The organism is Gluconobacter vitians (assembly GCF_015244565.1).
GTDB classification, from domain to species: Bacteria; Pseudomonadota; Alphaproteobacteria; order Acetobacterales; family Acetobacteraceae; genus Gluconobacter; species Gluconobacter vitians.
The window spans coordinates 113216-131963 of record NZ_JABCQG010000004.1; the positions used below are offsets into that span (position 1 = coordinate 113216).

General features: G+C 61.5%; 17 protein-coding genes. 7 read left to right on the top strand and 10 right to left on the bottom strand.

Annotation, left to right across the window (positions count from 1 at the left end):
• Positions 1 to 98: 98 nt before the first annotated feature.
• Positions 99 to 1382: an MFS transporter gene (locus HKD24_RS04610; RefSeq protein WP_194259214.1), complete on the top strand. Its 1284-nt coding sequence runs from the start codon at positions 99 to 101 to the stop codon at positions 1380 to 1382.
• Here HKD24_RS04610 and HKD24_RS04615 read toward each other — a convergent pair.
• From HKD24_RS04615 to HKD24_RS04625, 3 genes are all read right to left on the bottom strand, one after another.
• Complete coding sequence (locus HKD24_RS04615; protein WP_194259215.1) at positions 1379 to 2986, bottom strand: NAD(P)/FAD-dependent oxidoreductase; 1608 nt, start codon at positions 2984 to 2986, stop codon at positions 1379 to 1381. The two genes, HKD24_RS04610 and HKD24_RS04615, sit on opposite strands and share 4 nt — an antisense overlap.
• Complete coding sequence (locus tag HKD24_RS04620; protein ID WP_194259216.1) at positions 2986 to 3603, bottom strand: TIGR00645 family protein; 618 nt, start codon at positions 3601 to 3603, stop codon at positions 2986 to 2988. The genes HKD24_RS04615 and HKD24_RS04620 overlap by 1 nt, the downstream gene beginning before the upstream one ends.
• A 65-nt stretch (positions 3604 to 3668) precedes the next feature.
• Positions 3669 to 4271, bottom strand: a complete 603-nt coding sequence (locus HKD24_RS04625; protein ID WP_457851941.1) for a DJ-1/PfpI family protein — start codon at positions 4269 to 4271, stop codon at positions 3669 to 3671.
• Between the two features lie 138 nt (positions 4272 to 4409).
• On the opposite strand from HKD24_RS04625, the gene HKD24_RS04630 reads away from it, so the two are divergent.
• The 3 genes from HKD24_RS04630 (at position 4410) to HKD24_RS04640 (ending at position 8038) form a co-directional block, all read left to right on the top strand.
• A complete protein-coding gene (locus HKD24_RS04630; protein WP_194259217.1) occupies positions 4410 to 5465 on the top strand; it encodes a cation diffusion facilitator family transporter in 1056 nt (351 codons plus the stop codon).
• Positions 5466 to 5474: 9 nt separating this feature from the next.
• On the top strand, positions 5475 to 6368 hold the full coding sequence (locus tag HKD24_RS04635; RefSeq protein WP_194259218.1) for a cation diffusion facilitator family transporter: 894 nt from the start codon (positions 5475 to 5477) through the stop codon (positions 6366 to 6368).
• A gap of 200 nt (positions 6369 to 6568) precedes the next feature.
• Entirely contained in the window at positions 6569 to 8038 is a 1470-nt protein-coding gene (locus tag HKD24_RS04640) for a chloride channel protein (protein WP_407646349.1), read from the top strand.
• 27 nt (positions 8039 to 8065) lie between these two features.
• Here the strand turns inward: HKD24_RS04640 and HKD24_RS04645 are convergent, their stop codons facing one another.
• Positions 8066 to 8875 carry an acid phosphatase gene (locus HKD24_RS04645; RefSeq protein ID WP_194259219.1) on the bottom strand — a complete coding sequence of 270 codons (810 nt, stop codon included), beginning with the start codon at positions 8873 to 8875 and terminating at the stop codon, positions 8066 to 8068.
• Between the two features lie 149 nt (positions 8876 to 9024).
• On the opposite strand from HKD24_RS04645, the gene HKD24_RS04650 reads away from it, so the two are divergent.
• Positions 9025 to 9327, top strand: coding sequence for a SelT/SelW/SelH family protein (locus tag HKD24_RS04650; protein ID WP_194259220.1), 303 nt, complete (start codon positions 9025 to 9027; stop codon positions 9325 to 9327).
• 9 nt (positions 9328 to 9336) lie between these two features.
• Here the strand turns inward: HKD24_RS04650 and HKD24_RS04655 are convergent, their stop codons facing one another.
• Together HKD24_RS04655 and HKD24_RS04660 are read right to left on the bottom strand one after the other, a co-directional pair.
• Positions 9337 to 9708 (bottom strand): response regulator, encoded by a 372-nt coding sequence (locus tag HKD24_RS04655; RefSeq protein WP_194259221.1) that lies wholly within the window; start codon positions 9706 to 9708, stop codon positions 9337 to 9339.
• A gap of 25 nt (positions 9709 to 9733) precedes the next feature.
• Positions 9734 to 11755 carry a GAF domain-containing protein gene (locus HKD24_RS04660; RefSeq protein WP_322783279.1) on the bottom strand — a complete coding sequence of 674 codons (2022 nt, stop codon included), beginning with the start codon at positions 11753 to 11755 and terminating at the stop codon, positions 9734 to 9736.
• A 386-nt stretch (positions 11756 to 12141) separates the two neighbouring features.
• Here HKD24_RS04660 and HKD24_RS04665 point away from each other — a divergent pair, with 386 nt between their 5' ends.
• Positions 12142 to 13137 (top strand): MIP/aquaporin family protein, encoded by a 996-nt coding sequence (locus tag HKD24_RS04665; RefSeq protein WP_322783280.1) that lies wholly within the window; start codon positions 12142 to 12144, stop codon positions 13135 to 13137.
• Between the two features lie 43 nt (positions 13138 to 13180).
• Here the strand turns inward: HKD24_RS04665 and HKD24_RS04670 are convergent, their stop codons facing one another.
• From HKD24_RS04670 to HKD24_RS04680, 3 genes are read right to left on the bottom strand one after another with little or no spacing between them, the layout of a single operon-like run.
• Positions 13181 to 14221: a WD40 repeat domain-containing protein gene (locus HKD24_RS04670; RefSeq protein ID WP_194259224.1), complete on the bottom strand. Its 1041-nt coding sequence runs from the start codon at positions 14219 to 14221 to the stop codon at positions 13181 to 13183.
• Positions 14218 to 15216 carry a CobW family GTP-binding protein gene (locus HKD24_RS04675; protein WP_041111934.1) on the bottom strand — a complete coding sequence of 333 codons (999 nt, stop codon included), beginning with the start codon at positions 15214 to 15216 and terminating at the stop codon, positions 14218 to 14220. Before HKD24_RS04675 ends, HKD24_RS04670 begins: the two co-directional genes overlap by 4 nt.
• Positions 15217 to 15235: 19 nt before the next feature.
• The gene (locus HKD24_RS04680) at positions 15236 to 16528 is read right to left on the bottom strand and encodes an O-antigen ligase family protein (RefSeq protein ID WP_194259225.1); all 1293 of its coding nucleotides are present in this window, start codon (positions 16526 to 16528) and stop codon (positions 15236 to 15238) included.
• Positions 16529 to 16618: 90 nt separating this feature from the next.
• Between HKD24_RS04680 and HKD24_RS04685 the strand changes: the two genes are divergently transcribed.
• Positions 16619 to 17617: an aldo/keto reductase gene (locus HKD24_RS04685; RefSeq protein WP_194259226.1), complete on the top strand. Its 999-nt coding sequence runs from the start codon at positions 16619 to 16621 to the stop codon at positions 17615 to 17617.
• 5 nt (positions 17618 to 17622) lie between these two features.
• Here HKD24_RS04685 and HKD24_RS04690 read toward each other — a convergent pair whose 3' ends face one another.
• A complete protein-coding gene (locus tag HKD24_RS04690) occupies positions 17623 to 18711 on the bottom strand; it encodes a glycosyltransferase family 4 protein (protein ID WP_194259227.1) in 1089 nt (362 codons plus the stop codon).
• Positions 18712 to 18748 lie beyond the last annotated feature (37 nt).

Here is an 18748-nt window from a genome sequence, read left to right on the forward strand (position 1 = left end):
GACAAAGCTGTTACGGTTTCGTGTCCGGACATTCTTCCGGGCCTGTGACACCCCTTCGGCGCGGCTTTTTTTCCGTGGCCGGGACAGGACCATTCTGCATGACGGATGCTGCGACCCGCTCCGCCGTATCGCCCTCTTCCCAAGGTTCCCTGCGTGCTCTCCTGCCCTACTGGCAGGTCACTTTTGCGTCTTTTCTGGGCTGGTTCCTGGATGCTTTCGACCAGACGACGCTCATGTTCACGTTGCCGGATATCGCCCATGATTTCGGGTGCACGATCGCCGATCTGGGGGCCGTCCTGATGGGCCAGTCCATCGGCCGGGCCGTCGGCAATACCGGCTGGGGTTGGCTGGCCGACCGCTATGGTCGCAAGCCGGCTTTCATGCTCGGCGTGGTGTGGTTTGCGCTCTTTTCCGCCCTGACAGGCCTGTCCCATCACTTTTATGTGCTCATGGCCGTGCAGTTCATGTTCGGAATTGGTTTTGGCGGAGAATGGACCGCCTCGGCCGCGCTTCTGATGGAAAGTGTGCCCGCCTGGACGCGCCCCATGGCCTCCGCACTCATGATGTCCGGCTATGAAGTCGGGTATTTTGTCGCAGCCGGCGTACAGGCTCTGGTGCTACCGCATTATGGATGGCGCGTGCTGTTCTTCATCGGTCTGGCCCCGGCCCTGCTGGCACTGTTCGTCCGGATCGGCGTGCCGGAAAGCCCGGTCTGGCTCCGCAACCGCGAAGTCCGGCTGGCACAGGGGCGTCAGCAACATGTCCAGCCAAAGCTGCGTCCGAAATTCCGCCTGACAGGGGCCGCGCTTCAGGCCATCGCATTCATGAGCTTTCTCGAATTTCAGAAAGCAGCGATCTACACCTATTACCCAACGATCCTGCGCGGCAGCCATCACCTGACACAGCAGGCGGTGTTCTGGCCGGTTACGCTCTATTGCCTCGGATCATTCAGCGGAAAGGTGCTCTGCGGCTGGCTGGCCGAGCGGTTCGGCGAGCTTCGCGTCATGATCAGTGCGCTGGTCGTGGTGATGCTGGCGATCTGGCCATTCCTGAGCGCACCGGGCTGGACCATGCTGCTGGTCGCCGCCTTCGTCATGGGAGGAGCCGCTTCGGGTATCTTTGCCCTTGTCCCGTATTATCTGGCCCAGCGCTTCCCGTCCGACACACGCAGCTTCGGTATGGGGCTGGGCTATGCGCTCGGCTCCATCGGGCAGGGTATGGCACAGAAATTCGTGCCCATGTTCGGGCCCACAGCCCTCACCCTGCCGCTGTCAGCCGAGATCTTCGTGCTGGGCACCAGCCTTGTGACTGGCGCCATCGCCCTCATCCGCCCGAAAGAACTTCCGGGCGAACACATGGAAGGCGACGAAACGGCCTCTTAAAGGGAGGCTGCCAGCCACTCCGCCGCCCGGATGCCATCAATCCCGGCGGAAACGATGCCTCCGGCATATCCTGCGCCCTCACCGGCCGGAAACAGACCGCGCAGTGTCGGGTTCTGCCCCTCACGGTCACGACGCAGGCGGATCGGAGACGACGTCCGCGTTTCCACGCCGGTCATGACCGCATCTTCCATCGAAAATCCGCGCAGCTTGCGCTCGAACTGCGGCAGGGCCTCGCGGATGGCATCCGTCACGAAAGCCGGCAGGCATTGCGTCAGATCCGTCGGCGTCACACCCGGTTGGTATGACGGCACAACAGCCCCAAGAGACGTGGAGGGACGGCCCGCCAGAAAATCCCCGACCCTCTGGGCCGGCGCGTTGTAGTTGCTGCCGCCCGCGACGAACGCCGCTTTTTCCCATTTCCGCTGAAAAGCCACACCACCCAGAACATCGTCCGGAAAATCCAGTTCCGGCTTCACCTCGACGACGATGCCGCTATTGGCATTGCGCTCGGCCCGCGAATACTGGCTCATGCCGTTGGTGACGACCTGTCCTTCCTCGGATGTCGCCGCCACGACCTGCCCTCCTGGACACATGCAGAACGAATAGACCGCACGGCCATTCGACGCATGATGGACGAGCTTGTAATCCGCAGCTCCGAGCATTTCATGCCCGGCGCTCGCCCCAAAACGGGCTACGTCGATCACCGACTGCGGATGCTCGATCCGCACACCGATAGAGAACGGCTTGGCATCCATCTCCACCTGAGCGTCACGCAGCATCTCGAACGTATCGCGCGCCGAATGTCCGACAGCCAGAATGACACGTTCCGCTGGCAGCGTTTCGCCACTGGACAGACGCAGGCCGCGCAGACGACGCTCCGTGCCCTCGCCTTCCATGTCGAACCCTTCAACGCGGGTCTCGAAACGGTACTCACCGCCCAGACGCTCGATTTCGGCACGGATGAACATGACCATCGTGACCAGACGGAACGTGCCGATATGCGGTTTGGAAATGGTCAGGATTTCTTCCGGAGCCCCCGCCCGCACGAATTCTTCCAGGACATGCCGTCCCAGATGGCGCGGGTCAGAAACGCCGGAATAGAGCTTGCCGTCCGAGAACGTCCCCGCCCCGCCCTCACCGAACTGCACGTTGCTTTCAGGCGTCAGGACGGATTTGCGCCACAGGGCGAATGTATCGACCGTCCGCGCCTTCACATCCTTGCCGCGCTCAATGATGATGGGTTTCAGTCCGGCCTGTGCCAGTGTCAGCGCCGCCATGATCCCGCATGGCCCTGCGCCGATCACGACAGGACGCGGCATGCCTTCAGGCAGCGTCGCTTCCGGCGGATGATAGGTCGTGTCCGGCGTCAGCCGCACACGCTGGTCACCCTCATGCGCAGCCAATACTGTGGCTTCGTCGGCAACGTCGCAGTCCACATTATAGACCAGCACGATATGGCCGCGCTTGCGGGCATCATATCCACGACGCGCCACGTGCAGGGCCTTCAGGTCTTCGGACGCAATGTTCAGACGCGCAAGCACGGCTTCGCGCAGCGCCTCCTCCGGATGATCCAGCGGCAGGCGCAGTTCGGTAATGCGGATCATCAGTGGTGCCCATCCCCTGCCGTTTTCGAGACAGCCGGCGCAGGATCAGCGTGATGGGTATCCGGCGAGCCTTCCATGATCCGGTCCATGATGGCCATCAGCACGCCGGAGACGACGAAAGCCAGATGAATGCCCACACTCCATTCCAGAGCGCGCGTCGAGGTCTCGTCCACGCGGATGAAGTCTGCCAGCACATGGATCGCGGACATGGCCACGATCGAGGCCATGAGCTTGATCTTGATGTCTCCGAACGTGACATGCCCGATCCAGCTCGGATAATCCTCGTGGCTGCGGATATCGAGGCGGGAGACGAAGTTCTCGTAACCCGAGAACATGACGATCAGCAGCAGATTGGCCAGCAGAACGAGATCGATCAGGTCCAGCACGCCGACGAACACGTCGTCGAAATCCAGCCCTGAGGCTTTCAGCACCAGCCCGATCAGCTGCTGGAAAAACTTGAAAGCCACCAGAAGCAGCCCGACCGTCAAGCCGAAATAGAGCGGTGCTGCAATCCAGCGTGTCGCGAAAAACGCGCGCTCCATGAGGCCTTCCGCACGGCCGAAACTGCCGGTGCGTTGTCTGGGCTGCTGATCGGGAGAAGGAGAGGAAGTCGTCATGCTCCCTCTCTACGATTTCAGGCCGCGTTTCGCCACAATGTTGTGAGCGATCCGGCGCAAATCCCTTACGGCGTGATCTGCGTGCCCAGAACCTTGAGGAACTGCCCGATCCAGGCAGGATGCGCGGGCCAGGCCGGCCCGGTCACGAACTGCCCGTCCGTCACCGCGCCATCCATCGGGACGGACTGGTATTCGGCATCGGCGAGCAGCACTTCTGCACGGCAGGCCGGATAGGCCGAGATCTTCTTCCCCTTGATGACGCCTGCCGCCGCCAGAAGCTGCGGACCGTGACAGACAGCCGCGACCGGCTTTCCGCTCTCGACGAAGGCGCGGACCAGATCCAGGACGCTTTCATCGGTGCTGAGCTGTTCCGGAGCGCGTCCGCCCGGAATAACCAGCGCGTCATAGGCGTCGGCTGTCACGCCCGCATAGGTCGCGTTCAGCGTGAAATTATGGCCGCGCTTTTCGGTATAGGTCTGATGGCCCTCGAAATCATGAATGGCCGTTGCGACCTGCTCCCCGGCCTTCTTGCCCGGCGAGACTACATCGACCTTGTGTCCGACCAGAAGCAGCATCTGGAACGGCACCATGATTTCGTAATCCTCGACGAAATCACCCGCGATCATGAGAATACGCTTTTCAGCCATCGTCTCTTTCTCCTTCTTCATGTGCACATCCTGACGCATCAGGAGCGCTGCTGTTCATATCAGTCACGACACCATGCCATGCACGGTTCGGCAATAGATATGGGACGGCCGCCTTACATGCAGTAAGGTTACCCCTCAATTCTCACAGCACTGGCCTCCATGACCTCAGATCCCCATCACGACTGCGCCTGCGATCACGATCATCATGGCACCACCCTTCCGCATGAGCATCACACGCATGACCACACGGACCACGATCACGCCGGCCATGACCATGATCACGACCATTGCGACGGGCACAGTCACGGGTTCGGCTTCGGACATGCCCATGTCCATACGCCTGCAAGTTTTGGCACGGCCTTTGCCATCGGCATTCTTCTGAACACGGCCTATGTCGCGGGGGAGGCCCTGTGGGGCATCTGGGCACACTCTATGTCCCTGCTGGCCGATGCGGGACATAATCTGTCAGACGTACTCGGCCTTGCCGGAGCCTGGCTGGCGCAGGTTCTCGCCACACGCCCGTCCAGCGCGCGTTTCACCTACGGCCTGCGCCGCTCGACGATCCTCTCGGCCCTCGCGAATGCCACGATCCTGCTGCTCGTCACGGGTGGCATCGTCTGGGAATCCGTCCTGCGCCTGTTCTCGCACCAGACTGTCCAGGGCGAGGTCATCAGTTGGGTGGCGCTGGTCGGGATCGCCGTCAACGCCGTAACGGCCCTGCTCTTTATTAAAGGCGCATCGAGCGACCTCAACGTGCGCGGCGCGTTTCTGCACATGGCGGCCGATGCCGTCATGGCCTTTTCGGTCGTCATCGCGGGACTGCTGATCGCGTTCACGGGCTATACGATCATCGACCCGATCATGAGCCTGATCGTATCGGTTTCCATCGTGATCGGGACATGGTCGCTACTGCGGAGCTCGCTGAACCTGGCGCTCGATGCGGTCCCGGCGGGGATCGATCCTGACGCCGTGCAGGCCGCGCTCCTGTCGCTTGATGGCGTCTCCGGACTGCATCACCTGCACATCTGGGCCATGAGCACGACCGAGACCGCCCTGACCGTCCATCTCGTCTGCGACCCCACGAAACCCGTCAGCACGGATCTGGTCATCGCCCGCGCTGCCGAACTCGTCCGGACGCGTTTTGACATCGCCCATCCCACTTTCCAGCTTGAAACCCGGCCTTCAGTCTGCGACACGCACCAGCCCTGCTGCTGAGGACCTGTCATGACATCCACCCGCATCAAGGTCGCCCGCGCCTCCATCGTGCTGAGTGTGGTGGTGCTGGCCATCAAATACGCGGCCTATCTGGTCTCCGGCTCAGAAGCCCTGCTTTCGGACGCGATCGAGACCATCCTGAATGTCGTCGCAGCCGTCGGCACGCTCTGGGCCATGTCTGTCGCGGCCCTGCCAGCCGACGATAACCACCCTTACGGACACGGTAAGGCGGAATATCTTTCCGCCGTCATCGAAGGCGTTCTGGTCGTCCTCACCGCCATCGGCATTCTGGTCATCGCCATCCATGACTGGCGCCATCCCGAACCGGTCAATGCCCCCTTCTCCGGTGTGGCGCTCAATGCGCTGGCCGGTCTGGTCAATCTCGCCTGGGGCCGCACCCTGATCACGGTCGGCCGCAAACAGTCCTCACAGGCGCTTCAGGCCGCGGGCGAGCATGTGGTCTCGGATGTCTGGGCCACGATCGCGCTCGTGATCGGTGTCTCGCTCATTCCGCTGCTTAAATGGGACCGTCTCGATGCCGTGCTGTCCGCACTGGTGGCACTGAACGTCATGCGCGCCGGCTTCTCCATGATGAAGCACTCCCTGTCCGGCCTGATGGACGAAGCGCCCTCGCCCGAGCAGATGGACGCGGTCAAGGCCGTGATTTCCGAGAGCGCCACAGGGGCTCTCGAAGCCCATGATCTGCGCATCCGCAAGGTCGGCGCCCTGTCTTTCGTAGAGTTCCACCTCGTGGTCCCGAGTACGCTCACGGTCCACGACGCCCACGAGATCTGCGACCAGATCGAAGCCGCCATCCGCTCGGAACTCGGCCGCGCCTCCATCCACATCCATGTCGAGCCCGAAGACAAGGCCAAGCATTCCGGCGCTCTGGTCCTGAGCTGACGCCCACTCAAAACCGTGGCGAATCCGCCCTGACCGTGCGGTTTATGACACAGTCGGAGGCGGATTGGCCCTTCTGCGCCCCATCGGTCGAGAACCCTTGACCCTCCTCCCGCGTTGGTGGCAGGTGCAGATTATCAGCGCACGGGCCTGAACCGGGCGTATCCTCCACAGCCTGATCCTCCCTCCCGGACGTCCGAATATTGGCCGATACACCGCCTCCTTCTCCCGTCGCCGCTGTTCCTCCCGAGCCTCCGGTGACGGATGCCCGCTCTTCGCAGCATGCCATGCGCCGCAAGGACCGCATCCTGCATCTGCGCCGCTCGGCCAAGGTGACGACGAACCAGTGGCGCCGCACGGCGGTCTACTGGGTGGGCGCGGTTCTGGTCGGCATCGTGGCGGTCCTGTTCGCCCGGTTGGGTGACTGGGCGGCTGGTGTACGTCATCACATCGTAGCCTGGCATCCTACTGCCATGCTGGTCGTCGCCCCCGCAGGTCTGGCCCTTATCACATGGGCCACGCGCACCATCTTCAAGGGCGCTCAGGGCTCCGGCATTCCCCAGACCATTGCGACACTGCATATCGAAAACGTCACTGTCGTGGATCGCGTGCTGTCCCTCAAGACATCGCTCGGCAAAATCCTGCTGACGTCCTTCGGACTGATCTGCGGCGCCTCCATCGGTCGCGAAGGCCCCAGCGTTCAGGTTGGTGCATCCATCATGCATGCTTTCTCCCGCCTTCTTGGTCAGTCCAACATCGCCGCCCGACGCAGCATGATCCTTGCTGGTGGCGCCGCCGGCATGGCGGCCGCGTTCAACACGCCTCTGGCTGGCATCATGTTCGCCATCGAGGAGCTGTCCCACTCCTTCGAGCAGAAGACTTCGGGCCGCACCCTGACCGTGGTGGTCCTGTCCGGCGTCACCGCCATCGCGCTGATCGGGAACTACACCTATTTCGGCCATGCGGATGTAGACGTGCCGGTCGGCACGGCGTGGATTGCGGTCCTGACCTGCGGCATTCTCGGTGGCCTCGCGGGTGGCAGCTTCTCGGCCATTCTCATCAAGGCATCGCGTGGCATTCCCGGCCGGATAGGTCAGTTTGCCGCCACACGCCCGATCGCCTTTGCCGCCGCCTGCGGCTTCGTGCTCGCCCTGATCGGGCTCGTCTCCAAGGGCGCAACTTACGGCACGGGCTATGATCAGGCCCGCGCCATCTTCAACGGCACCGAGCATTACCCGGCCTCGTTCTTCATCCTCAAATATCTGGCGATGATCGTCTCGTACTGCTCCGGCATTCCGGGCGGTATGTTCGCACCATCCCTCGCCATTGGTGCAGGAATTGGCGGCTGGGTAGAACAGTTCCTGCCCCACACCACGCCCGGCGCGGTCGTGCTTCTCGGCACTGTGGCCTATTTCTGCGGCATGTCGCAGTCGCCCCTGACCGCGACGATCATCGTCATGGAAATGTGCGACAACCAGCAGGTCACGCTGGCCCTGCTGGCCACCTCCTTCCTGGCGTTCGGCGTATCAAAAATGATCTGCCCGCATTCTCTCTACAGCAGCTTGGCCGACCGGTTCATGGAAGCCAATGACCGTGGCCGTCACCACAGCCATTCCCCGCCCTCAGCTCCATCGGTGCCGACATCTTCCGAAAGTGAAAAAGCAGCGTCCTGATCTTTCAGCACGCTGCCCTGCGGTCTCTTATGGCTCTGTCAGCAGCGAGTGCACTGCTGCATCATGCTCTACGGCGCATCGTCCGGCGTCAGGAGCCGCAGCGTCCCCCTGCATTGCGAGCAGTTCGCGCCGTGCCGCCGCCAGATCGTCCTGAAGCTCAGGCTGGGCTAGAAGCACATCCATCAGCGAGGACGCGTTCAGGTATCCCGCCTGAACATCGGACTTCCAGTGCACCCCGCAGACAATTCGGCTTTCTCCGAACACGCGCCCGCGTTGGAGAATGGCCGACGCATGTTCGGGCATCAGATGCGCCAGAAGCAGCGCCATCCCGTACCCCGCTGTCGTGTGTCCTGACGGATATGACGAGTTCAGTCCCAGACCTTCGGAAGACGTACAGATCGGCAGGTTCGTGCCCACGAACGGCCGCGTACGGTGCCAGTATTTCTTGACCTCGGACGTCCGGTGCCCGACCGCATGGCGGATGCGCTCAAGCACGCGGGCCAGATGCGGCGCTTTCTTCAGATCAATGTCAAAACCCGCCGCACAGGAGAAATCCCGCACCAGATGCTCTTGCAACAGATCGGCATCGCTCTGCGCCAGTGTCCAGCGCGGCGTATCCTTCAGCGCGCGCGTCACACGGAACACCCGGTCGTCATCCAATTGCGCGGCGCTGCCAGGTGCAGGTGGTGGCGCAAGGACAAGGCGTTCGTCCGGAGCCGCGCTGTCGGGCAGAATCCCGGCCTGAACCGAAGCTGTTTCATGCGTTGAAGATGCACATCCCGAAAGAACAGTCGCACACAGGACGAACGCGGCGGGCAGACGAAAAGCAGAATGCATGGGCCAGAAATTCCAGTCAGGAAAACGGAAGAGGAAGAATAATCCGTATCCTTAACGTTCACTGCCCGCCACGCGAAGACTTTGACGCGTGAAAACCTCATGACAGTCTATGTCGCCAGACCGTCGTACAGCCTCAACAGGAGCCACTCATGACAACGCCACTGCCCCGCGTTTCCATCCGCTACTGCACCCAGTGCAACTGGCTGCTCCGCTCAGGCTGGATGGCACAGGAACTGCTGTCCACCTTCGGCCAGGCACTGGGTGAGGTTGCCCTGATCCCCGATACCGGAGGACGTTTTGAAATCCACGTCGACGAAACCCTGATCTGGGAGCGCAAACGCGATGGCGGCTTTCCGGGTCCGAAGGAACTGAAGCAGCGCGTGCGGAACATCATCGATCCCGACCGCGACCTTGGCCATACAGATCGCCCTGCCACGCAGCCTGAATCCTGATCCAGCGGATCAGGGCATCGTTTCAAACGTGTGCCTGATCCGGTCGAGACTATAGGGTTTGGGCAGGAACATGCCGCGGACTGGCAGGCGCACCTGATCTGCCGGCATATCGGCCGAGGTCAGGATGATTTTTACCGGGGGCCAGCGTTTGCGGGCGATGGCGGCGAGTTTCTGCCCGTCATCACCGTCCGGCAGATGGATGTCAGCAAACAGGTAGCGGATCGACGGATCCGTTTCGAGAAACGCAATCGCCTCCGCCGCCGTCCGGGCGCTTAGGGTCCTGAAGCCGGCATCCTCGAAATAGTCCTCGGACATCATGCGAATAAACACGATGTCTTCGACAATCAGGATTGTTGGCCGTGTGTCAGGGTCCTCCGGCATAAAAATCACGGGTCTCCAGTCAGTGTCAGATCGTTGCGAGCGACAGGGTCGGGGCGGTCAGATCTGCACATAAACCCGTCGAAGCATAACGAAGTTCCGTTTTTCCGTATCGCCCCAGTCCGGCCTTGAGAAGACGCACGCCAAACCCCGTCCGCTGCGGCGGCGTGACGGCCGGACCACCCGTCTCCCGCCAGCACAGCGCCATGACTGGCTCGCCCTCGCTGTCCGTAATCGTCCAGTCCAGGGAGACTTCGCCCTCAGGCACGCTCAGCGCCCCGTATTTCATGGCGTTCGTGGCCAGTTCATGCAGCAGCATCGAAAACGATGTCGCCGTATCCGGTCCCAGCTTAAGAAACGGCCCCGACACCAGAACCCGGTTCTCCACCCCCAGCGGCGTCAGAACCCCGCAGACCAGACTGGCGAGATCCGTGGACTGCCAGTTCCGGCGCATCAGCAGGTCATGCGCCGCACTGAGCGCCACCAGACGGGATGTAAAAGTCGTCAGCGGCTCCTGATCGTCCACACCCCGGAAACCCTGATGCGCCAGGCTCTGCACGATACTCAGCGTATTCTTCAGGCGGTGCAGGATTTCATGATTGACGATCTCCTGACGCGCCTCGGCATCCCATTCATCCAACGCAGTAAAAATCCGGTCTGCAGCCATACGGATGAAGGACGTTTCATCCAGCGTCCACTCCCTGGGCGTTGCGCTGTGAACGAACAGACATCCCGTCAGCTCGCCATGATCCATTTTCGGCACGACAATCTGGGCCTCGACCTGCACCGCACGGCACGCTTCCTGCTCCTCGTACATCCAGGACGGATTGGAGAGATCATCAAGAATGAGCACAGCCCCGCTGCGCAGGAAATTCGAGACCCGGCGGAAGGACTGAAACGAAAAACTCCCCTCAATCGGCGACGCACCGGGTGCAGACCATCCGCGCTCGACGGTAAAGAGTTCGTCACGCACCGAAACGGCTGAAAACCCGACCCGCTGGACATCAAGCCGGTTGCCCAGAAGCTGGCACGCCTCATCAAGCGCCTGCTGCCGTGTCGTGGCCGTTCGCAGAGCATCCCCCACGGCCAGAAGCGTTGTCAGACGACTGGTCGCATTTCTTTCAGGCGTGATGTCCTGAATCGTGCCAATCAGCCGGATGGGGCGTCCATCCTCGTCACGATCCAGCACGCCCTGACGCAGGATCCAGCGTTCCTTCAGATCGTCCGCCCGGATAATACGGTATTCCAGCTTCAGCGGTGCAGATCCATCCAGCAGCTGCGCCAGAACCGGAATCTGCGGCCTATCCTCCTCATGCACGCACATGACCCACTCGGCTGCCGTCACGATCTCCCTGACAGGCATCCCGATGATCCGGCAGACTTCCGGAGAAACGGTAATGTCCCCGCTGCCCAGGTCATATTCGAAAATCCCCACGCCACCGGCCGCGCCCGCAGCCTGCTGGATGGCGTATTTTTCGACCGCCCGGCGCCGTGCCGCATCGGCCTGCCGTGCCTGTCGCGTGGCGCGTTCGCGGCGGATCTGCTGGGCGGCCAGACGCCGCTCCTGCGCCACCGTCTCCCGACGCATCCCCATAAGGCGCATGGCCTGCCGTGCCAGAGCCCCCAGCCCGTTATGTTCCTGCGGCGAAAGGCCTTCGGGACGTGTCTCAAGGTCCACGACACACAGCGTGCCAAAAATGTCGTTCTCGGCCGTAAACAGCGGATATCCGGCATAGAACCGCAGACCTGGCACGCCGCAGACAAGACCGTTCTTCCGCGTGTCAGGATCCGCCATCATGTCCGGGATCACAACCGGCGCCCTGAGCGCAATCACTGCGGCACAGCCGGAATTGGCAAGCGCACCTCTTGGCTGGTCAGTTCCGAACCGCGCGGAAAACCAGAGCTGGTCCCCATCCAGAATACTGACGAGCGCAATCGGCGCCCGGCAGAGTGCCGCCGCGGCAACGGCAATATCGTCGAGATCGAGATCCGAAAATGCCTGCAGATCCCCGTATGCAGTCGGATCAGTCGGAACGTCCGATGGAAGCACTGTCTTCAAATTCTTTTTCTGAATGGAATCCGTGCTCTGCATGGCACGAACATAGCGTTATTTCATCCTTGCACAATCCAGCGTGAACCGACCAGTGGAATATGTTCCGGAATCATAACATATAACCATTATCAATTGGCTCTTATAACGACCAAATCTCGCACATCGTCACGTCATCGTGACCCAAATAGACGCAAAGTGCTCCTACATATCAGAGAGACGCCGCGAAGAGTTCCGCAATGGATGTCATGTGTTTTCGCGCATCGCATCGCCACGAATACATGGACGAGGTCATGTCAGAACAGAAATCCGTTCCGGAAGAGGAAGAAAGCACTCGGGAGACACATCACCCCCATCTGCACCTTCCCCACTTCCATCTTCCACACATCAAGATCCCGCAGATCCACTGGCCGCATTTCCATATTCATTTCCACGACCGTCCCCTTGCCGGTGATCCCCATCCCGAACGCCCGTTCCACTGGAATCTTTACGGATGCGAGGCGCTCGCCACGGCCATCCTGATGATTGCGGGCCTGACCTGCGTGATCTTCCTGTCTGCACCGGGCACATTCTTCAGCACCCTTCTCGCGCCCTATCCCACCTTGCAGACCGCCCTGTGCGGTCTCTGCTTTGGTTTGGCGGGCACGGTCGCCGCCATGACGCCCTTCGGAAAAGTCAGCGGGGCCCATCTCAACCCCTCCGTCACCCTTGCCTTCATGCTATCGAAGAAAATCGTCTGGATCGACGCGCTGGGCTACATTATCGCACAGATCCTGGGTGCCGCACTCGGAACCGGCGCCGTCTATGCTTTCGGCATCATCTTCAAGCCCTGGCACCTGTTCTCGACAGAAGTGCATTACGGAGCGACCGTTCCCTATACCGATATCTCGATCTGGTATGCGCTCGGCTCCGAAATCCTCGTGACCGGCCTGCTCATCATGATGCTGTACTGGCTGGCGGCCCATCCCCGCTACAAATGGATCACGCCCTGGATCGGCGGCCTGTTCTTCTTCGTCATGAACCCGATCACCGCCTGGATGTCCGGTAATAGCGCCAATTTCGCCCGAAGCTTCGGCCCGGACCTGTTTGCCGGCAACTGGAACGGATTGTGGATCTATCTTTTCGGACCGTTCATCGGTTCATCGCTCGCCGTCCTGCTGATCCAGTCCGACATTCTGGGCAAAGTGCACCTGCTCGAAGCCCGTCTGGTCAATTTCGGCCATCATGGACGCGTCCCGCACCTCGAAGACCCCGATTTCAGACACGCTGCCCCTGAACATTACGATGCCTATCGTGCCCATCTGGAAGCCCTCGCACGCAAACAGGCCCCTGACGCCACAGGCGATCTCCAGCCCGGCGACATAGAAAACGGGCCGGCCTGAACAATCAGACCGGCCCGTTTCTTCGTAACGTCAGTTCCGACAATCAGTCCGCACTGGACAGATCGATCGCCGCCAGAACGCCGTCTTCCGTCCCGAAAACCAGAGATCCGCCCTGCGGCGTGAAGCCGAGCGACGTGACCTTGCCACGCTTCGTATCCTGTCCGGAGCACAGCGGCAGGACGCGCTGGTCATTGCTCCCGATTTCCGCGAGCACAACCGTCCCGTCCTCATAGCCCGCCGCGATGATGTCTTCCTTGGGGTTCGGACAAACCGCACTGACGAACAGCCCCGGCAGGCGTGCCAGCTCGGCCGGAGCCTTGCCCATTGGCCCGCCGCCAAAGAACGGCCACAGGATGATCGCATCCGCACCGGCCGTCGCCAGCCAGCGGCCATTGCGCGTAAACGCCAGCGATTTCACCTGTTTCGGATAGCCGCTCATGCGCATGTTGTGCCCGTCCGACAGGCGCCAGCCATGCAGATCATTTTCCTGCATGGACGTCACCAGCGCCTCGCCGCCCGGATGGATGGCAATCGCGATATGGCTGCCCTTCCACTCAAACGGCCGCACTGTATCGACCTTGGCCTGCACAAACCACATCGACGCACCATTATAGTGGGACGCCGCAATCCGCTTGCCCTTCGCATCGAACACGATGCCGGTCACGGTCGAAGGATGCTCCAGAACCTTGAGCGTCTCGCGCCCTTCCGCCGTGCGGACCTCGATCTGCTTGCCCGTCGAGAACGCCAGATGGTCCGGCGTGCTCGCCACACAGTCGATCCAGCGCCGACCTTCATGCAGGGTTTCGCTCCGCCCGTCGGCAAAAGTCTGGACGAGCCTGCCGTCCTCGCCGCCCGACAGGAACGCATCCGGAGCACAATCCTGGGCCAGACACAGCCCGCCATCATGCGCTGCAACAACCGTCCAGCTTTCCGGATCCCGCAGACGGTCCCGGGGGATCAGCACAAGCTCCCCGTCCGCCGTCAGCGCCGCAAAGCTGTTGCCATCCCGTGCGGAAACCACATGCACGACCGGGCTCTCGAACCGGCGCTCTCCGCCCCGGTCCGTCAGAAGATCGCCCATCATTCCGCAATGCAGCTTTCAAAGCCGCGACGAAGCTGCGGACGGTTGAGATTGCGCCCAATGAACACCAGACGGGATTCCCGGCTCTCGCCCTCACGGAACGGACCGATGAAGTCGCCATCCGCCATCATGTGCACGGCCTGGAACGCAAAGCGGTCCTTCTCGCCCTTGAAATGCAGGATGCCCTTGGCCCGCAGGATGTCCGCGCCCTGCTCCTGAAGGATCGCCCCGATCCAGGCCTGAAAACGACGCTGGTCGATCAGGTCCTTGATGCTCAGGGAAATGCTGGTGATGCCTTCCTCATGCGAGTGATGCTCGTTCTCCAGAAAATCCGGCATCGTCTTGAGCGCACGCGTCAGATCGAAGCCGCCACGGTCCAGAATATCCGTCAGCTTCACGCCGCCATGCTGCGCCTCATGGATCTGCGCCACCGCATTGATCTTGCGCAGACGCGCCACGATCTCCTTGCGGCGTTCTTCATCCGCAAGATCAACCTTGTTGAGCACGATCACATCCGCAAACGCGATCTGGTTCACCGCCTCGGGGCTTTCATCCAGCGTTTCCATGACGTTGAACGCATCCACAACCGTCACGACCGCATCCAGACGGGCCTTCTCACGCAGGTTCTCGTCCACAAAGAACGTCTGCGCGACCGGCGCCGGATCGGCCAGTCCTGTGGTCTCGACGATGATGCCATCAAAGCGGTTCCGCCGGCGCAGCAGACTGCCCAGAATGCGGATCAGATCCCCGCGCACCGTGCAGCAGATGCAGCCGTTGTTCATCTCAAACACTTCCTCGTCGGCATCCACCACGAGGTCGTTGTCGATCCCGAGTTCGCCGAACTCGTTCACGACAACCGCATATTTGCGGCCATGCTCGGCCGTCAGGATATGATTGAGAAGCGTCGTCTTGCCGGCGCCGAGAAAGCCGGTGAGAACCGTCACGGGAACGGTTCCGGTCCGTGCCGGGGTCGCAGTAGTGTCAGGGGTGCTGGACATAAAGCCTCCGTAATCTGCCTTACGATATAGGCCGGTCCCTGCCCGCTTGAAACCCGTCCCCACCCCGGAATGTCCGATAGGCCAGCGCCAGCCCCAGAAGCAGGAAACCCCATCCGCTCAGGGGCAGGTTCAGGAAGTCCGACGAGGATGCGATCGGCCATTCCTGAATGAACACTGCCGCAAACAGTCCGATTGAAATCGCAGCACCATTCCGCCCCGGCCAGATCGCCTTCAGCCAGGTCGCGATCATCAGCACGAACAGGATAAGCCCCGGCACCCCCGCATTAACCAGCGCCTGAAGGTAATGGTTGTGCGGATGCTGCACACACAGATCCAGCCACCCCTTCTCCGGCACAGCTTCAGACAATCCAGAAATCCCATGGAACGTGGCCGGATCCGAACAGAAATGCCGGTAGGCGTCATAACCCTGCCCGATCCACGGATGCGCCTGCGCCATCACAACCGCATGGGTATAGATTTCTCCATAGGGCGACTGGCCGAAATGCGTGAGCTGCTGCCGTGCCAGCGTTACGAGATGAAAGAAGCTGCCCGGCGAGAACACCCGCGCCACCAGCACCAGAACCGGCAGCATCGCCGCAGCCGCCAGTGCCGCCGGACGCATCGGCCGATAGAGCAGCGCGCACACGCCAATCCCCAGCAGGGACAATGCAAGCGGCATCCGCTGTCCGGCCAGAACCATAATCCCGACCGCCAGAACCGTTGCTGCACAAAGCCCCAGCGTCCGCACTATACGGCTGCGCGCCCCTTCCGCCGCCGCACACCCGACCATCAGCAGCGGCAAAATCAGCCGCGACAGCGGTGCCGCAGCCCGCGGATGTGCATACGGCCCCGTCAGCGTTCCGTCATGAAAGCGCGGAATCCCGAATAGATTGCGCCCGAACACTGCCTGAATCAGCATCTGCAACGCGATATAGACCCCGCACGCACAGGTCAGCCACAGCACACGCCGGCGCCAGACCGCATCCTTCAACACCCAGCAGCCCAAAGCGGCGGCCGCGAGTGGAAAACGGATCGCCAGCAGCGACTGGGTCAGCGCCCCATGCCCCGGCGCCACCCAAAGCGTGCACAGCACCTGCCAGCCCCACCAGCAGAACGTGGCCACGACCCACGGTTCCCGAAACCAGTCCCATCCGCCCTGGCGCCGCCCGGTCAGGCCCGAATGCAGCAGAAGCAGCACGGCCAGAAGATCAAGATCGGCCTCACCCGCCACGCGCACATGCGTCAGGGCCAGAGGCAGGACCACGGCAGCCCAGCGGCCGATCCGGGTCAGGACGGAAGGAGAGAAACGCATCTGGCGTGGATGAAAGGTTTCACGATTTCATGCAACCACTTCCGGCGCGATACGCTTTTTCGTTACTGTCCATTTCAAGTGGAGACACTCATGGCTTCCGACACCATCCGCATCCCCGGCATCGACACCCCCCTTTCCCGCGTCGCCCTCGGCACCTGGGCCATTGGTGGCTGGATGTGGGGCGGTCCCGATGATGACAATGGCGTCCGCACCATCCACGCCGCCATCGACGAAGGCATCAACCTGATCGATACGGCCCCGGTTTACGGCTTCGGCCATTCCGAGGAAATCGTCGGCCGCGCCTTGGCTGAAAAGCCCAACAAAGCGCACGTCGCCACAAAACTCGGGCTGCACTGGGTTGGCGAAGACGAAAAGAACATGAAGGTCTTCCGGGATTCCCGCCCGGCCCGCATCCGCAAGGAAGTCGAGGACTCGCTGCGTCGTCTGCGCGTTGAGACGATCGATCTCGAACAGATTCACTGGCCCGACGACAAAACCCCGATCGACGAGAGCGCCCGCGAACTCCAGAAGCTTCATCAGGAAGGCAAGATCCGCGCCCTCGGCGTGAGCAACTTCTCGCCCGAGCAGATGGACATCTTCCGCGAGGTCGCCCCCCTCGCCACGATCCAGCCGCCGCTGAACCTTTTCGAACGCACCATCGAAAAGGACATCCTGCCCTATGCCGAAAAGCATAACGCCGTCATTCTCGCCTATGGCTCGCTGTGCCGTGGCCTGCTGACAGGCAAGATGAACCGCGACACGACCTTCCCGAAAGACGATCTGCGCTCGAACGATCCGAAGTTCCAGAAACCGAATTTCGAGAAGTATCTCGCCGCCGTCGAGGATTTCGAAAAGCTGGCCCAGAAGCGCGGCAAGTCCGTCATGGCCTTCGCCGTCCGCTGGGTTCTGGATCAGGGCCCTGTCATCGCCCTGTGGGGTGCCCGCAAGCCGGAGCAGGTCTCAGGCGTGAAAGACGTCTTCGGCTGGTCCCTGACCGATGAGGAAAAGAAGGCCGTTGACGAAATTCTGGCCCGTCACGTCCCGAACCCCATTGACCCGACCTTCATGGCCCCTCCCGCCCGGGACTGAAGCCATCAGGACTGCGGCGCGCGGTGAGCAAACGCAATTGCCTCCCGCCGCAGTTCCCCAAGTCGCGTCCGGGCTGCCCCGATATCAAACAGGGCAGCCCGTTCCCGGCCTTTCGCTCCCAGCCGCTCTCTCAGACGATCATCATCCATCAGACGGCTCAGAGCCTGCTCCAGCGCGCCTGGTTCATCAGGATCCGCCAGGAGTGCCGCATTCCCAACCAGATCCGGCAATGCCCCCCTAGGTGACGCCACGATTGCCGCGCCACATCCCATGGCTTCCAGTGCCGTCATACCGAACGGTTCCTGCCAGCGGCTCGGCACCACAACAATGGCAGCCTCGGCCATGGCTTTCAGCACTTCATCGTGAGGCACATATCCCGTCATCATAACCCCTGCCGTCGCAGCAAGCGGCCGCAGCTTTTCCAGATAGGGCGTTTCCGGCGAGTCAGGTCCAAACCGGTCTGCTCCCATAATAACAGCCCGCCATTCCGGATGAGCTGCACGAACTGCATCCCAGGCCCTTACAAACCCATCCACACCCTTGTCCGCGACGACCCGCCCCGCAAATAGGATCGTCTTCTGTCTTTGGGCAAAGGGCCTGTATGGCAAGGCCGACAGACTGATGCAGTTGGACTGCACTTCAGTCCGGATCGAACCACAGCCCTCACGGAAACGCTGGGTAACCCACTCCGAAACACCACAGACCAGAACATGCCGCGCAAGTTCCTCCCGCTGCCGGACCGAGCGCGCACCGCGCATCGTGCAGGGATCATTGTGCAGAACCAGTCTGACAGGCCCGAATCGCGCCAGAAAACGCGCCAGATCAGGCCGGTTGTGAATTTCCGTCAAAGCAGGCTGGCAGGAGCGCATCATTGCCACACACGCCAGACGCAGACGCCATCCTGACGGCAAAGGAATGCGAGGCAGAATTAACGGAAAATACCGGCCACCCGGCAAAGGCGTTCCAATCCGTCCCAGTCCCGCCACCACATCCGAAACACATGCAATCCGGCTGACAAGCAGCGAAATTGCGCCTGCATGACCAACCTCATAGCGCTCACGGGGCGGCAGAATGGTCAACACTTCGTAACTCATTTTATCCCGACCTTCCCTATGAAACATTTTGTTTCAT

Coding starts and splice junctions, on each gene's coding strand:
- HKD24_RS04610 (WP_194259214.1), top strand. CDS start 99: ATGACGGATGCTGCGACCCGCTCCGCCGTATCGCCCTCTTCCCAAGGT.
- HKD24_RS04615 (WP_194259215.1), bottom strand. CDS start 2,986: ATGATCCGCATTACCGAACTGCGCCTGCCGCTGGATCATCCGGAGGAG.
- HKD24_RS04620 (WP_194259216.1), bottom strand. CDS start 3,603: ATGACGACTTCCTCTCCTTCTCCCGATCAGCAGCCCAGACAACGCACC.
- HKD24_RS04625 (WP_457851941.1), bottom strand. CDS start 4,271: ATGAAGAAGGAGAAAGAGACGATGGCTGAAAAGCGTATTCTCATGATC.
- HKD24_RS04630 (WP_194259217.1), top strand. CDS start 4,410: ATGACCTCAGATCCCCATCACGACTGCGCCTGCGATCACGATCATCAT.
- HKD24_RS04635 (WP_194259218.1), top strand. CDS start 5,475: ATGACATCCACCCGCATCAAGGTCGCCCGCGCCTCCATCGTGCTGAGT.
- HKD24_RS04645 (WP_194259219.1), bottom strand. CDS start 8,875: ATGCATTCTGCTTTTCGTCTGCCCGCCGCGTTCGTCCTGTGTGCGACT.
- HKD24_RS04650 (WP_194259220.1), top strand. CDS start 9,025: ATGACAACGCCACTGCCCCGCGTTTCCATCCGCTACTGCACCCAGTGC.
- HKD24_RS04655 (WP_194259221.1), bottom strand. CDS start 9,708: ATGCCGGAGGACCCTGACACACGGCCAACAATCCTGATTGTCGAAGAC.
- HKD24_RS04670 (WP_194259224.1), bottom strand. CDS start 14,221: ATGATGGGCGATCTTCTGACGGACCGGGGCGGAGAGCGCCGGTTCGAG.
- HKD24_RS04675 (WP_041111934.1), bottom strand. CDS start 15,216: ATGTCCAGCACCCCTGACACTACTGCGACCCCGGCACGGACCGGAACC.
- HKD24_RS04680 (WP_194259225.1), bottom strand. CDS start 16,528: ATGCGTTTCTCTCCTTCCGTCCTGACCCGGATCGGCCGCTGGGCTGCC.
- HKD24_RS04685 (WP_194259226.1), top strand. CDS start 16,619: ATGGCTTCCGACACCATCCGCATCCCCGGCATCGACACCCCCCTTTCC.
- HKD24_RS04690 (WP_194259227.1), bottom strand. CDS start 18,711: ATGAGTTACGAAGTGTTGACCATTCTGCCGCCCCGTGAGCGCTATGAG.